Annotated in this window: 14 protein-coding genes and 1 pseudogene; 8 read left to right on the top strand and 7 right to left on the bottom strand. The window is 66.9% G+C overall.

From position 1 onward, the window contains the following. Positions 1-4 precede the first annotated feature (4 nt). The 7 genes and pseudogenes from ACQCSU_RS21415 to ACQCSU_RS21445 all read left to right on the top strand — a co-directional run bounded on the left by ACQCSU_RS21415 (position 5) and on the right by ACQCSU_RS21445 (position 5,704). Positions 5-427 (top strand): arsenate reductase ArsC, encoded by a 423-nt coding sequence (locus tag ACQCSU_RS21415; RefSeq protein WP_426977416.1) that lies wholly within the window; start codon positions 5-7, stop codon positions 425-427. Between the two features lie 23 nt (positions 428-450). Further along, complete coding sequence (gene trxB, locus ACQCSU_RS21420; RefSeq protein ID WP_426977418.1) at positions 451-1,428, top strand: thioredoxin-disulfide reductase; 978 nt, start codon at positions 451-453, stop codon at positions 1,426-1,428. Between the two features lie 167 nt (positions 1,429-1,595). Next, the gene (locus ACQCSU_RS21425) at positions 1,596-2,969 is read left to right on the top strand and encodes an FAD-dependent oxidoreductase (protein ID WP_426977420.1); all 1,374 of its coding nucleotides are present in this window, start codon (positions 1,596-1,598) and stop codon (positions 2,967-2,969) included. A 106-nt stretch (positions 2,970-3,075) separates the two neighbouring features. Then, positions 3,076-3,393, top strand: a pseudogene (locus ACQCSU_RS21430) (low molecular weight phosphatase family protein); the annotation flags it as partial. 246 nt (positions 3,394-3,639) lie between these two features. Beyond that, a complete protein-coding gene (locus tag ACQCSU_RS21435; RefSeq protein ID WP_426977422.1) occupies positions 3,640-4,869 on the top strand; it encodes an MFS transporter in 1,230 nt (409 codons plus the stop codon). Positions 4,870-4,873: 4 nt separating this feature from the next. Then, on the top strand, positions 4,874-5,233 hold the full coding sequence (locus ACQCSU_RS21440; RefSeq protein WP_426977424.1) for an ArsR/SmtB family transcription factor: 360 nt from the start codon (positions 4,874-4,876) through the stop codon (positions 5,231-5,233). Positions 5,234-5,281: 48 nt separating this feature from the next. Next, on the top strand, positions 5,282-5,704 hold the full coding sequence (locus tag ACQCSU_RS21445; RefSeq protein WP_426977426.1) for a YkvA family protein: 423 nt from the start codon (positions 5,282-5,284) through the stop codon (positions 5,702-5,704). Positions 5,705-6,127: 423 nt separating this feature from the next. On the opposite strand, the gene ACQCSU_RS21450 is transcribed toward ACQCSU_RS21445, so the two are convergent. The 7 genes from ACQCSU_RS21450 to ACQCSU_RS21480 all read right to left on the bottom strand — a co-directional run bounded on the left by ACQCSU_RS21450 (position 6,128) and on the right by ACQCSU_RS21480 (position 12,205). Then, on the bottom strand, positions 6,128-6,892 hold the full coding sequence (locus tag ACQCSU_RS21450; RefSeq protein WP_426977428.1) for a cation transporter: 765 nt from the start codon (positions 6,890-6,892) through the stop codon (positions 6,128-6,130). After that, positions 6,889-7,215 carry an ArsR/SmtB family transcription factor gene (locus ACQCSU_RS21455; protein WP_426979892.1) on the bottom strand — a complete coding sequence of 109 codons (327 nt, stop codon included), beginning with the start codon at positions 7,213-7,215 and terminating at the stop codon, positions 6,889-6,891. Before ACQCSU_RS21455 ends, ACQCSU_RS21450 begins: the two co-directional genes overlap by 4 nt. A gap of 193 nt (positions 7,216-7,408) precedes the next feature. Then, complete coding sequence (locus ACQCSU_RS21460; RefSeq protein ID WP_426977430.1) at positions 7,409-8,287, bottom strand: F510_1955 family glycosylhydrolase; 879 nt, start codon at positions 8,285-8,287, stop codon at positions 7,409-7,411. Positions 8,288-8,373: 86 nt separating this feature from the next. After that, positions 8,374-8,985 carry a DUF305 domain-containing protein gene (locus tag ACQCSU_RS21465; protein WP_426977432.1) on the bottom strand — a complete coding sequence of 204 codons (612 nt, stop codon included), beginning with the start codon at positions 8,983-8,985 and terminating at the stop codon, positions 8,374-8,376. Positions 8,986-9,117: 132 nt separating this feature from the next. Further along, positions 9,118-9,591, bottom strand: a complete 474-nt coding sequence (locus ACQCSU_RS21470; RefSeq protein WP_426977434.1) for a hypothetical protein — start codon at positions 9,589-9,591, stop codon at positions 9,118-9,120. A 73-nt stretch (positions 9,592-9,664) separates the two neighbouring features. Beyond that, the gene (locus ACQCSU_RS21475) at positions 9,665-11,803 is read right to left on the bottom strand and encodes a copper-translocating P-type ATPase (RefSeq protein WP_426977435.1); all 2,139 of its coding nucleotides are present in this window, start codon (positions 11,801-11,803) and stop codon (positions 9,665-9,667) included. A gap of 84 nt (positions 11,804-11,887) precedes the next feature. Further along, positions 11,888-12,205: a heavy-metal-associated domain-containing protein gene (locus tag ACQCSU_RS21480; RefSeq protein WP_426977436.1), complete on the bottom strand. Its 318-nt coding sequence runs from the start codon at positions 12,203-12,205 to the stop codon at positions 11,888-11,890. 274 nt (positions 12,206-12,479) lie between these two features. On the opposite strand from ACQCSU_RS21480, the gene ACQCSU_RS21485 reads away from it, so the two are divergent. Beyond that, on the top strand, positions 12,480-13,751 hold the full coding sequence (locus ACQCSU_RS21485) for an MFS transporter (protein ID WP_426977438.1): 1,272 nt from the start codon (positions 12,480-12,482) through the stop codon (positions 13,749-13,751). Positions 13,752-13,932: the final 181 nt, after the last annotated feature.

Raw genomic sequence — 13,932 nt, forward strand, 5'->3', positions numbered from 1 at the left:
CATCATGACCACCGAAACGACGAAGAAGCCGTCCGTCCTGTTCGTCTGCGTGCACAACGCGGGACGCTCCCAGATGGCCGCCGCGTTCCTCACCACCCTCGGCGAAGGCCGCATCGAGGTCCGCTCCGCTGGCTCCCAGCCCGCGGACAAGATCAACCCCGCCGCCGTCGAGGCCATGGCCGAACTCGGCATCGACATGTCCGCGGAGATCCCCAAGGTCCTGACCACGGAAGCCGTGAAGGAATCCGACGTTGTCATCACGATGGGCTGCGGCGATGAGTGCCCGTACTTGCCCGGCAAGCGCTACGAGGACTGGGTGCTCGAGGATCCCGCAGGCCAGGGCGTGGACGCGGTCCGACCGATCCGCGACGAGATCAGGACCCGCATCGAGGGCCTGATCAATTCCCTCGCCCCCTCCGACAAGTAACCACCACGGACCAGGAGAGTTCCATGAGCACTGAACAACTGATCATCATCGGGTCCGGCCCCGCCGGCTACACCGCGGCTATCTACGCCGCCCGGGCGGGGCTGAAGCCTCTGGTCCTGGCCGGCTCCGTCACGGCCGGCGGCGCCCTGATGAACACCACCGAGGTGGAAAACTTCCCCGGCTTCCCCTCCGGGATCCAGGGGCCCGAGCTCATGGACGGCCTGCAGCAGCAGGCAGAAAAGTTCGGCGCGCAGGTGGTGTTCGACGACGCCACTGAAGTCACGCTGACCGGGCACCTGAAGCGTGTGGTCACCGGCGCCGGCGAGACCCATGAGGCGCCGGCCGTCATTCTGGCCACCGGCTCCGCCTACAAGGAACTGGGCCTGCCGGAGGAGAAGAAGTTCAGCGGCCACGGCGTCTCCTGGTGCGCCACCTGCGACGGCTTCTTCTTCCGCGACCAGGACATCATCGTCGTCGGCGGCGGCGACTCCGCCATGGAGGAAGCCACCTTCCTGACCCGCTTCGGGAAAACCGTGACCGTGGTGGTCCGCAAGGGCGAACTTCGGGCTTCCCGGATCATGGCTCAGCGCGCCAAGGACAACCCGAAGATCCGCTTCGCGTGGAACTCGGCCATCACCGCGATCCACGGCGACGCCAAGGTGACCGGCGTGACCCTGAAGGACACCGTCACCGGCCAGACCCGCGAGCAGGCCGCCACCGGCCTCTTCGTAGCCATCGGGCATGTGCCGCGCACCGAACTCGTGGCCGGCCAGGTGGAGCTGGACGCCGAGGGCTACATCCAGGTGGACTCGCCCGCCACGGTCACCAACCTCTCCGGCGTGTTCGCCTGCGGCGACGCCGTGGACCACCGGTACCGCCAGGCCATCACCGCCGCCGGCACCGGCTGCGCCGCCGCGCTCGACGCTGAACGCTACCTCGCCGCGTTAGATGATGCGGACAGCATTGCCACCGCGCTGGTGGAGGAACCCACCCACGCCTGACTTCGAACGGAGAGGGGGTGAGCTGAATGAATACAGGATGCTGCGGCGACGGTTGCTGCGACGACGATCAGGACTGCTGCTGACACCCTCCCGCCTGCCGGCCCCACAGGGACCGGCAGGCGCGTCCAAACAGAACCGCCACACGTACGGATGAAACAGAGGACACCTTGGATTCAGCGAAGAACCTTCCCGTTGCCGTGATCGGCGCCGGCCCGGTGGGCCTGGCCGCCGCGGCCCACCTGATCGAACGCGGCCTGGAACCGCTGATCTTTGAGGCAGGCCCGACGGCGGGCGCTGCCATCGAGCAGTGGCGCCACATCCGGCTGTTCTCACCGTGGCGGTACAACATCGATGCCGCCGCCGTCCGCCTGCTCGAAGCCGACGGATGGAAAGCGCCCCGGCCCACGGCCCTTCCCTACGGCGGGGAACTCATCGACAATTACCTGGCCCCGCTGGCCGCAATTCCGGCCATCAGTTCCCGGCTGCAGACCGGCGCCAGGGTTGTCTCCGTGACTCGCGCCGGCATGGACAAGACCCACACCCGCAACCGCGAGACCACACCGTTCGTCGTCCGGGTCGAGCACGAGGGCGGCGAAACCCGCGACCACACGGTTGCAAGTGTCATTGATGCCTCCGGCACCTGGTCCACCCGCAACCCGCTGGGCACCTCGGGCCTGCCCGCCATCGGCGAAGGCGCCGCCGCGGAGCGGATATCCTCGCCTCTTCCCGACGTCACAGGCCGGGACCGCACGTCACTCGCAGGACGCCGCGTACTGGTCGTTGGCGCCGGCCACTCCGCAGCCAACACCCTGATCAGCCTCGCGGACCTCGCCAAGGACGCCCCGGACACCCGGATCCTGTGGGCCGTCCGTGGCGCCTCCGCGGAGAAGGTCTACGGCGGCGGCGACGCCGACGGGCTGCCCGCCCGCGGCCAGCTCGGCTCCCGCCTGCGCCGCCTCGTCGAGGCAGGCACCATCGAACTGCACACCGGCTTCGGCATCAGCTCGCTGAAATCCCTCGACTCGCAGGTGACCATCGAAGCCGTGGACGGCCGGACCCTGGAGGCCGACATCGTTGTCCCCTGCACCGGCTTCCGGCCGGACCTGGAGATCCTGCGCGAACTCCGCCTCAACCTCGATCCCGCCGTCGAAGCACCCCGGGAACTGGGCCCGCTGATCGACCCCGAATTCCACTCCTGCGGCACCGTCCCCCCGCACGGCGCGAAGCTGCTGGCCCACCCGGACAAGGACTTCTACATTGTGGGCATGAAGTCCTACGGCCGGGCACCGACCTTCCTGCTCGCTACCGGCTACGAACAGGTCCGCTCCGTCGTGGCCGCCCTGGCCGGGGACCGTGCCGCCGCTGACACCGTCCAGCTTGAACTCCCTGAGACCGGAGTCTGCTCCAGCGACGCCGGTACTAGCTGCGACGTTCCTGCGGCAGCCGTCGTCGCGTCCGAGTCTTCGTGCTGTGGCACTCCGGAGCCCGTGCTGGTCGGCCTCCCCACTGGGCTGTCCCATGGCCGCTCCCGCGAGTACTAAGCCTGTGTTCCACTAACCACACGCCTTGAGCACTGATGACTGAATCCGGCGAAAATGACCGGAGCGAAAGTCCTCGACAGGGTCAGGACCCTGGCCGCTTCACACCGTCACGGTTCACTCGGCAGGGACCAGACCCGGTAAATCGCTGAACCCCCAGTTTGTAGAGTCCCTGGCCGAACTCGGCATCGACATCACCGGCGAGCACCCCAAGCCGGTCACCGACGAAGTGCTGGACGCAGTCGACGTCGTCATCGTCCTGGGGAACGATGCAAAACTCGAGTCCCGCGAGGGCACGTGGTTCGAAGTCTGGGACACGGACGAGCCCTCCACGCGCGGCATCGAAGGCATGGAGCGCATGCGCCTGGTCAGGGATGACCTCAAGGCCCGTGTCCAGAAGCTGTATACGGAGCTGACCAGGAACTAAGCCCCCACTTCGGGACTCTCCGACCCCGGCTCTGCGCCGCCATCATGGACCGTCCAACGTTCGGCGGGATCACCCTCGAAACCGGCACCGTGTGCTACCGCCCCCATATCCGGACGCACCACCAGCCGGACTGAATCGGCTTCCAAGCGTCCCGGAACCGTTGTGGATCAGGGACGAAGTGGATTAGCATAAGACGTGCACACGTAAGCACCTATTGATGCATTCTGATGGTTCCGAGGAGTCCCGTTGATTGAAGTCTTGGCCGTTCCGGCATACCGGAAGCTTTTTTCGGCCCAGATCGTTGCACTGCTGGGCACCGGCCTGTTGACGGTGGCACTGGGACTGCTGGCCTTTGACCTGGCCGGCGGTCAGGCTGGGGCCGTTCTGGGGACCGCGCTGACGGTCAAGATGCTCGCCTACGTGTTCGTTGCCCCGCTGATGGCGGCCGTGGTCGAGCGGCTGCCGAAGAAAGCTGTACTTGTCGGAGCGGACCTGATCCGCGCGGGTATCGCACTGATGCTGCCGATGGTGGACCAGAGCTGGCAAATCTATGTCCTGGTTTTCGTGCTGCAGAGTGCTTCGGCAACTTTCACTCCGGCGTTCCAGGCACTGATCCCCGTGGTGCTGCCTGCAGAACGGCACTACACGCGGGCACTCTCACTCTCGCGGCTGGCCTACGACCTGGAATCCCTGGTCAGCCCGGCGCTGGCGGCGGCGCTCCTGACGGTGCTGTCCTTCCATGAGCTGTTCCTCGGGACCGTGGCCGGTTTCCTGTTCTCAGCCGCTCTGGTGATCACGACCAGACTGCCCGCAGCCCCTGCGGCCCGGCAGGAAGGGACGCTGTGGCACCGGACCACCCTGGGCTCCCGGATCTTCGTGAAAACACCTGAGCTGCGCGGGCTGATGGCCCTGAACGTGGCCGTCGCCGCAGCCACGGCACTGGTGCTGGTGAATACTGTCGTCTACGCCCGAGACCTGTTCGGCGGGTCCAACGCCGACGTCGCGATCGCTCTGGCCTGCTACGGCGCCGGATCCATGGCCGTGGCCCTCACGGCACCCGGAATCCTGGACCGGCTACCGGACCGGGTCTTCATGAGGGCAGGGGCAGTGCTGCTTTCGCTCGGGCTCGCCGGGGCGTTCGCGCTGCTCGCCGTTCCCGGGACCTGGCCGGTCCTGCTGGGACTGTGGGTGCTGCTCGGCGTCGGGACCTCTATGATCGACACACCCTCGGCGCGGCTGCTGCGCCGCGCCGCGACCGACAGTACCCGGTCCTACATTTTCACCGCCCAGTTCTCTCTCTCCCATGCCTGTTTCATCGTCACCTATCCCGTCGCTGGCTGGATCGGAGCGTCTGCCGGCCAGCCCGCGGCCGCCGCCGTGCTGGCCGTGGTGGCTACAATCAGTACAGCAGCGGCCTTCAAGTTCTGGCCCGCGGCCTCCAGTTCCGGCTCCGTGCCGGCGAGCATGAAAGGGTAAGCCGGTGGAAAACGCACAGCACATCCCGGCCGCCAGCCTCCACCACCCGGATGCCCCGGACGCCCGCCGTCTGGACGCGGCCACGGCCACGTTCCGGATGCTCTCGGACACGACACGGCTGCAGATCCTCTGGCTCCTGGCCCAGGAGCCCTCGGACGTGGGCTCCCTGGTGGAGCGGACCGGAGCCTCCCGGACCTCGGTCAGCCAGCATCTGGCCAAGCTGCGCTTCAGCGGACTCGTCACCACCCGTAAAAACAGCCGGCACGTTGTCTACAGCATCTCTGACGGTCACCTGACCCGCCTCGTCATGGAAGGCCTGAACCACGCGGACCACAAAGTCACCGGTGAGCCCGCCCATGACTGACCCTCGGGCCCGAAACTCCTTGGGGCACCCCCCAGAAGAAGCCACGGCGTGAACTGGTGGGATGCGGCGATCGCGGTCGCGGGTGGGGTCGTCCTCATCTATGCCGTACTGCTGGTTCTATTGGCCCTGTACGCCCGCCGTCACCCGGAAACGGTGGGCATGAAGGAAGCGCTGCTGCTGCTGCCGGACCTGCTGACCCTGCTGCGCCGGCTGGCCGCGGATCGGACCCTGCCGCGCGGGATCCGGGTCCGCCTGGTCCTGCTGCTGGTCTACCTTGCCTCGCCCATTGATCTGGTCCCGGACTTTCTTCCGGTCATCGGATACGCCGATGACGTCGTCATCGTGGCCCTGGTTCTTCGCTCGGTCATCCGTAAGGCGGGCAACGGACCATTGGAACAGCACTGGCCCGGGACACCCGCCGGCCTCGCGCTGATCCAACGCCTGGCCGGGACTGCGACAACCACCCCATGAGTGGCCCACGGCTCACCAGCACCCTGGCATGTCCGGCCTGCGGCAGCCAGTAATTACGGGACATGCCGACAGACGTGGCGTCTACCCACCGGTGCCGCCTGCGGTGGGACCGCAACCGCGGCCCGGGAACTGCTGCGTCTTCTGCTCCTGCGGAGACACTCGGTGCTCGCCGATGAAGTCTCTGGCCAGCTTGTAGGTTCCGGGGCTCCGGTCAGCGACGTGCGTAGAAAGCGTCGAGCCGTAGACGGCCACCTTGCCGTCACTGACGGGTTGCCGGCGCCATCTGTGACGTTGACGGTACTGAGGTTCAGGTTCTTGGGATCGGCTGGCGGCGCCGACGGCGCCAGGGACACAGTTTGGGGCCCTTATCGCGACCGCGTCCGGGGCCGGGCCGGTGGACGACAGGGAGTCAGGCGTGTCCGCTCATAGGTGCTTTTCCGGAGCCGCGCCGGTCAAGCTCACCGTCTGCCCTCCGGGCACGGAACCGCACCCCTGGCAGCAGCCGACGGCGGAGCTCGGCTCCGGGCGGGATTTTCCGGCGCCGGTCGCCTCAACGGTGTGCGGGACGGTGCAGCAGACATCGCCGCGCCATGCGCTGATGCCTTCACGGGCGGCGACCACGGCGATGACCAAGCCTGCCCCGGCGTCGGCCCACCACCAACCTAGCGTGCTGTTGAGGACCAGGCCGATAAGGAGGACCGCGGAGAGGTAGGTACACAAAAGGGTCTGCTTGGAGTCGGCAACCGCGGTCTTGGAACCGAGTTCCCGGCCGGCACGGCGCTGCAGCCAGGACAGGACGGGCATGATGGCCAGGCTCAGTGCCGCAATCACGATGCCCGGGGTGGAGTGCTGGGCTTCGCCGCCCCCGGTCAGCGACCGGATGGCATCGGCGGCTACGAACGCTGCCAGGGCGAAAAAGGAGACCGCGATGATCCGTAGGGTCAGGTGCTCACGCCGCTCAGGATCCTTGGCCGAAAACTGCCAGGACAATGCGAGGGCGGAAGCCACCTCGATCACTGAATCCAGTCCGAACCCGATCAGTGCCGAAGAGTCCGCGACGCCGCCGGCCCAGAGAGCCACGATGGCTTCAATGACGTTGTAGGTGATGGTCGCCACGGCGAACAACCGGATCCTGCGGCTCAGAACCGCGCGTCGGGCGGGCGTCGGTGCGAGCTGGCGCGCGGTCATGCCAGGCACGTCCCGTCCGGTGCGCAGCAGGACGGATCCACCGCGAGCACAACGCCGATCAGGTCCCCGATCGCATGGCCCAGCCGGGCATCCGCGAGCTCATACCGGCTCCGACGCCCGTCCGGAACAGCCACCACGAGGCCGCAGCCGCGAAGACACGTCAGATGGTTGGAGATGCTCTGCCGCGACACTTCAAGAAAATCCGCAAGGTCGGACGGGTACGCGGGCGCATCCGCGAGGGCCAAAAGGATGCGCGCGCGGGTGGGGTCAGAGACGGCGTAGCCGAACCGTGCCAGCACAGGCGCGTGGGTGAGGGCTTCCATGCCTTCAAAGTACATGGTCGGATGTATCCATGCAATTCTGTACTCTCAGGACGCGGCCGGTCACCGCCTGTCTATCAACATTCACGGTCCGAGGCAGGCAGGGCACTTGCGTTCCTGAGCTACCAAAATGGAATGGCGATGGTCAGGGCGCCGGAGGTCACCGGATGCGAAGAATCCGGTGATGTCCATCGGTTCAGTCCGCGTCGGAGGGCCGGAACGTGGCCCCGCCGTCGGTGGAAACCACCAGGCCGGTGGAGGTGGCGGCCCAGATCCAGGGGTTCCCGTCCGCGCCTTCGGTTGCGGCGACGGCCTGGACCTCCCCGGTGACTTGACCCTTCCGGGCCCACGTGGCGCCACTGTCAGCGGAGTAGTGAACCACGCCGTCGGGTGCGACGCCGACGGCTTCCTTGGCGCTGGCGAAGGCGGCGAACTGGATCACCGGGGAGGATTTGTCCAGCGTCCAGGTGGCGCCGCCGTCGGTCGAGCGCTGCACGCCGTCCCGGGTGGTGGCGAGAACGGTGTCGCTGTAGGGGCTCCCGGCCAGAACTGCCGGGATGAACCCTGTGGCGACGGTTTTCCAGGTCCTGCCGTCGGTGCTGGTGCGCAGGGTCCCGTCGAAGGCCACGATCCCGGACTTCGTCGTCGTGAGCGCATGGAAGTCGGATTCGTTCTGCCGGGAGAGCTGTTCCCAGGATTTGCCGCCGTCGCTGGTTTTGATCAGCCCGAGCGGGTTGGGCAGCGAAGAGTCTTTGCCCGGGTGGCCGGAGGCGTAGAAGACCCCTTCGTCCATGGCGGCGGTGAAGCCCATCAGGTCGTTAGTGGGGCCGATTTTGACGGCTGGGTTTTTGGACACGTCGAACAGGCCATCGTGCGTGGCCAAGAGCACGCGGCCGGTTTCGCCGTTGACGCTGAGGCCATGGATATGCGCACTGGGAAGACCGTTGCTGGCGCTTTGGCGTGGGGCAGGGTCGGCCGGGACCGAGGCCGGAATGCAGGCAGACAAGCTCAGGACAAGGCCGGCGGCCGCGGTGAGGGCGGCAATTCGCGGACGCGGGAAGGATGGGAAGGGCATGGATAACTCCAGGTATCGGGGCGGAAGGAAAGGGTGGGACGGCACCGGCCCGCAGAGGACCGGTGCCGCTGGCCGCAGGCCGCAGGCTACAGGGCGCCCAGCAGGTCCTGCATTTCCCGGATTTCCGCTTGCTGGGAAATCACGATGTTCTTGCTGAGTGCGACGGCATCGGTGTTCTGCCCTCCGGCTTCCTCTGACTTGGCCATCATCACGGCCCCCTGATGGTGGGCGATCATCTGGGTCAGGAATAACCTGGCCGCTTCGGCGCCCTGCGCCGACTGGAGCTTGCCCATGTCATCGGCGCCCATCATCCCGGACATGCTGTGGCCGGCGGACACCTGCGCCGATTCGTTCCAGGTCTTGAGCCAGCCGGTCATGGTGCTGATCTCAGGGGCCTGTTCCGCTTTGATCCTGGTGGCCAGGGCAGCCACCTTCGGGTCGATGCCCTGTTTGGTGAGCATCAGCTCGCTCATCTCCACCGCCTGGGTGTGGTGGGGGATCATTCCTTGGACGAACATCGTGTCGGCTGCGTTGTGGTCCCCGGCAGCAACCGGGGCGGAGCTCGGGGACATTCCGGTGCTGTCGTGGTTCATACCGGGCGTGCTACCGCCGCTGGAATCGGTGGAGCCGGCGGAGCATCCGGCCAGGGCAATCGCGGCGGCGATGGCTGCGGTGGAGAGGGTTAGAATTTTTTTCATGGGAATCGGGGTCCTTCAATCATCAACCGGCGCCGGGCGCCGTGGCTGGTGACGCGCATGACTATGAAGTCGGCGGAGACGCGTCAGGGTAAGGGCTTGTGCGCCGGGCAGGACACGGCGCAGCTCAGCCGTTTACGTCCGGCTGATGCAGAGTTGGCCCGGTGAAGGACTTTCCGGAAGGTAGGAGTATGTGGCGGCCGGGGTCGGCGCGTCGGCATCGTTGTGGGCCGCAAAAGGGGTGCTGCCGGGCAGCGGCGCTGCCAGCGATGTGTTGCCGGAGGACGGGATGCAGGACGCATCCATGGCGGACATTGCCGCGCACCCGCCCGGGTGAGCGCACGACGGCCCGGGCATCGACGTCGTGCCCGGTGCTGGTGGACTGTCCGCGGCCGAGACGGCCCCGGCGGCATGGGCTGTGTGTCCCGTCGCTGGTGGCTGCATCACCTGCATCATGTCCGCGGCCGGGGCGGCGGGGGAATTATGCATGCTGTGGGAACCGGTGATGATGTGCATCCCAAGAATCCCTGCGATGACGGCCAGCATTCCGGCCAGCAGGACCGTCCGGAGGAGGAAGGCCATGGCACGCCCGGACAGGGTTGCGGTCATGGTGTTCCTCCTTTCCTGCGGAGCATGTTCGTTCAAGAGTACCGGCCCGGGATGCTCCGGGTGTCTGCCGGGTTCACTGGACCTGCGAAGGGTTCAGTTTCAGCCGGCGCAGCAGCTGCGCGTTCAGGGCAACAACGATCGTGGAGACGGACATCAGCACGGCACCCGCAGCGGGGGACAGCACGACGCCGGCGAAGGCCAGCACTCCGGCGGCCAGTGGGACGGAGATGATGTTGTAGCCCGTGGCCCAGATCAGGTTCTGCCACATTTTCCGGTAGCTGGCCCGCGACAGGTCCAGCATGGACAGCACGGCCCGCGGGTCGTTTCCGGCCAGGACGACACCGGCGGATTCCATCGCCACGTCGGTGCCGGCGCCGATTGCGATGCCGACTTCGGCCCTGGCCAGGGCGGGGGAGTCGTTGACGCCGTCACCGACCATGGCCACCTTCAGGCCGCGTCTCTGCAGCTCGGCGACCTTCTTGTCCTTGTCCGCCGGCAGGACCTCGGCGAACACCTCGTCGATGTTGAGGTCTTCGGCCACGGCGCGGGCGACCTGTTTGGCGTCGCCGGTGATCATGGCGACCTTGATGCCGCGCTTCTGCAGGGCGGCGACGGCCTGGCCGGACTCCGGGCGTACCGCGTCCTCGAGGCTCACGGCACCGAGGATCCGGTGCCCGTCAATGATGTGCAGGACGGCTGCGCCGCGGTCCATCCAGGCCTTTGTGGTCGCGGCCAGTGCCGGCGGTTCTTCTGTTCCGAGGTCACGGAGCATCGCGGGTCCGCCGACCTGTAAGGTTCTGCCGTCGACCGTGGCGCGGACGCCGCGGCCAGTCAGCGATGTGAAGCCGCCGGCCGGCGGAATGGTCAGGCCCTGCTCCCGGGCCGCCCGGACGATGGCGCGGGCCACCGGGTGTTCGCTGTCCGCTTCGACGGCTGCTGCCAGCGCCAGGAGTTCGTCCCGGTCCACACCCTCGGCGCCTGCGACGTCCTTGAGTTCGGGTTCGCCCTTGGTGAGGGTCCCGGTCTTGTCGAAGAGCACGACGTCGATGGTCCGCATGCGCTCCAGGGCCATCCGGTTCTTGATCAGCACACCGGCCCGGGCTGCCTGTTCCGTGGAGATGGCAATCACCAGCGGGATGGCCAGGCCCAGGGCATGCGGGCAGGCGATCACGAGCACGGTGACGGTCCGGGTGACGGCCTCTGGGACGCTGCCCAGCAGCGACCAGACGATGAACGTGATGACTCCCGCGCCGGCGGCGAAGTAGAACAGGAACGCGGCCGCCCGGTCGGCCAGGGCCTGGGCCCTGGAGGACGAGGCCTGCGCTTCGGCGACCAGGCGCTGGATCCCGGCGAGGGCGGTGTCTTCCCCGACGGCGGTGACCTGGACGCGGACGGTGTTGTCCGTCGCGACCGTTCCGGCGATGACCCGGTCGCCGGGTGAGCGGAGCACAGTCTTGGATTCGCCGGTGATCATCGATTCATCGAACTCCGCCTGCCCGTCGACAACCGTGCCGTCGGCTGGCATCCGGGACCCGGAGCGGACCAGCACCGTGTCCCCTGCCACGAGCTCGCTGACTTTGACCGTTTCCGTGCCCGCACCGGATATCCGCTCCGCCTCGTCTGGCAACAGGGCGGCCAGAGCGTCGAGGGCCCCTCGGGCGGAGCCGAGGGCGCGCATCTCGATCCAGTGCCCCAGCAGCATGATCGCCACCAACAGGGCCAGTTCCCACCAGAAGTCCAGGTCAAAACCGCCGATCCGGAGGCTCGTGACCCAGGACGCGACGAAAGCGACACTGATCGCCATGGCGATCAGCAGCATCATCGCCGGTTTCCTGCTCTTCAGCTCGTCCAGGCCACCTCTGAGGAAGGGCTGCCCGCCGTAAAGGAAGATGATGGTGCCCAGGACCGGAGGGATCCAGGCCGAGCCGGGGAATACCGGGGGCATGTAGCCGAGCAGATGCCCGAACATCGGGCTGAAGTAGACCACCGGTACGGACAGGGCCAGCGTCAGCCAGAACCTGTTTTTGAACATTGCGGTGCTGTGCCCGGCGTGCTGGCCGTGGGTGTGAACCATGTGATCGTCGTCGCCCCCGGCGCCGTGGGCATGGCCGGCGTGGGGGTCTGGTGCATTTGCTATTGCGGACCCGCTGCGGGGAGCGCTTGGCGCGTTCTGCTGGGCGGCAGGTCCGTTGTGGTGGTGGTTGTTGTCCATTGGTGCGCTCCTTGGGAAATTCCTCCGGTGACCGGTGACCGGTGACCCGTGACCCGGCCGGCCTGCCGTATGTGCTCCGCGGGACTACCTGCTGGCCGCGACGCTGTACCCGGCGCCGGTTACAGCGTCCCGGACCGCTTCGACGCTGGCTGTTCCGGCTACCGTCAGGCGGGACGTCCCGCCGGCAACGAGCTCGACGGTCGCGGATTCCACCCCGTCAACTGTGGTGGCGGCTTTTTCAATGGTCTGAACGCAGTGCGCGCAGGTGAGGCCCTCGAGCGAGTACTCGAAGCCCTCGACGAGGGACGCCGGGTGTGTCCGGGCGCCGGTCGAGCAGCAGCTGCAGCCGAATGTGTTCGGGGCGCTGAGGGGAAGTTCGGTCCGGGCAGTTGTTTCGCACATGTCAGTCTTCCTCTATGAGAAGGAGCTATGGGGTGCTGGGGTTGAACGGCTGTGAAGGCCCGATGAACTACTGGGCCTGGACAAACCACTTCACTGACAACACCACCAACATACCCCTAGGGGGTATTTCGTGCAAGCATGGTGCCGTGGGAGGCCCGTTCCAACATGCCGTCGGCGTCATGCCTCCGGTGTGACATCTGCTCTGGCGCGCGCCGGCAGGGGAGACGAGAATGGGCTCGTGCTCCCTCCTCGCCCCGGCGGGGACGGCGACGCGATGAACGCCGCCGCCCGAAAGATTCAGCGCATCTATCTCACGTTGACGCTGGGCAATACCCTTGCGGCCTCGTTCATCTGGGGGATCAACACCCTCTTCCTGCTGGATGCCGGACTCAGTAACCTCGAGGCGTTTGCCGCGAACGCCTTCTTCACGGCCGGTATGGTGCTGTTCGAGGTGCCCACCGGGGTGGTTGCCGACAGTTGGGGGCGGCGCGTATCGTTCCTGCTCGGCACCGTGACCCTCGCCGTATCCACCTACCTCTACTACCTGCTCTGGCAGTTTTCCGCCCCGTTCTGGTGGTGGGCAGTGGTGTCGGTCCTGCTCGGCCTGGGCTTCACCTTCTTCTCTGGAGCGGTCGAGGCCTGGCTCGTGGATGCGTTGCGCTTCGCGGGGTATGAAGGCGGGATGGAGACGGTGCTGGGGCGGGGCCAGATGGTGTCCGGCGTCGCGATGCTTGCCGGCTCTGCGGCCGGCGGCGTGATCGCGCAGGCCACCAACCTGGGCGTGCCGTTTCTGCTGCGCGTGGGTGTGCTGCTGGCCATGTTCGCGGTGGCCTTTGGGCTCATGCGCGACGTCGGATTCACCCCCGAACGCTCGACCCATCCTCTTCAGGCGACCCGAGCGGTGCTCGCCGCCTCGATCGAGAACGGCTTGAAGAATCCGCCCGTTCGTTACGTGATGCTGGCCGCGCCGTTCAGCGCCGGCGTCGTGATCTATGTGTTTTACGCTCTGCAGCCGTACCTGCTTGATCTTTTCGGGGATCCTCACGCGTATTCCGTCGCGGGCCTGGCGGCGGCAATCGTGGCCGGAGCGCAGGTGCTCGGCGGCTGGATGGCACCCCGCGTCCGGCGCCTCGTCCGCAGACGCACCACCGTGTTGATCCTGAGCAGCATCATGGGCGCAGTGGTCCTGGTGGTGCTCGGGTTCACCCAGGTGTTCTGGGTGGCCCTGGTGCTTTTGGCGCTCTGGGCATTGGTATCGTCGGCGGGAATCCCGGTCCGGCAGGCGTACTTGAACGACATGATCGCCTCGAAGCAACGGGCAACAGTGCTCAGCTTCGATTCACTCATGGGCTCAAGCGGTGGCGTGGTAGTGCAGCCGCTGCTCGGTCGGGCGGCCGATGTGTACAGTTACCCGGCCTCGCTGGCGATCGGCGGCGTGATTGAGTTGATCGCGGTGCCTTTCCTGCTGGCGAGCCGCCGGCAACGCCACCAGGCCGATCAGGCCAACGCCCCGACCAGCACCTCGGACGCCGAATCCCAGCCGTAGTAGACGATGTCGTCACCCGTTGACGGGCGATGGCCTGCCGACTTCCGCAAGCGGCGGAAAAAAGATTCTCCGGCCACCCATCCGTGACACGGATCACAACGAACCTTCAGTGTCACCATTGTGAGCACGCCCATAGCCAGCGGTTTGGGCTGGCTCTTCTGGCTGGCGACCCGGCGGGAGC

This window comes from Pseudarthrobacter sp. O4 (assembly GCF_050157025.1).
Taxonomy (GTDB): Bacteria; Actinomycetota; Actinomycetes; order Actinomycetales; family Micrococcaceae; genus Arthrobacter.

Bases quoted from the DNA above. Each gene is read 5' to 3' on its own strand.
- ACQCSU_RS21415 (WP_426977416.1), top strand. From the start codon at position 5: ATGACCACCGAAACGACGAAGAAGCCGTCCGTCCTGTTCGTCTGCGTG.
- trxB (WP_426977418.1), top strand. From the start codon at position 451: ATGAGCACTGAACAACTGATCATCATCGGGTCCGGCCCCGCCGGCTAC.
- ACQCSU_RS21450 (WP_426977428.1), bottom strand. From the start codon at position 6,892: ATGACCGCGCGCCAGCTCGCACCGACGCCCGCCCGACGCGCGGTTCTG.
- ACQCSU_RS21455 (WP_426979892.1), bottom strand. From the start codon at position 7,215: ATGGAAGCCCTCACCCACGCGCCTGTGCTGGCACGGTTCGGCTACGCC.
- ACQCSU_RS21460 (WP_426977430.1), bottom strand. From the start codon at position 8,287: ATGCCCTTCCCATCCTTCCCGCGTCCGCGAATTGCCGCCCTCACCGCG.
- ACQCSU_RS21465 (WP_426977432.1), bottom strand. From the start codon at position 8,985: ATGAAAAAAATTCTAACCCTCTCCACCGCAGCCATCGCCGCCGCGATT.
- ACQCSU_RS21470 (WP_426977434.1), bottom strand. From the start codon at position 9,591: ATGACCGCAACCCTGTCCGGGCGTGCCATGGCCTTCCTCCTCCGGACG.
- ACQCSU_RS21475 (WP_426977435.1), bottom strand. From the start codon at position 11,803: ATGGACAACAACCACCACCACAACGGACCTGCCGCCCAGCAGAACGCG.
- ACQCSU_RS21480 (WP_426977436.1), bottom strand. From the start codon at position 12,205: ATGTGCGAAACAACTGCCCGGACCGAACTTCCCCTCAGCGCCCCGAAC.
- ACQCSU_RS21485 (WP_426977438.1), top strand. From the start codon at position 12,480: ATGAACGCCGCCGCCCGAAAGATTCAGCGCATCTATCTCACGTTGACG.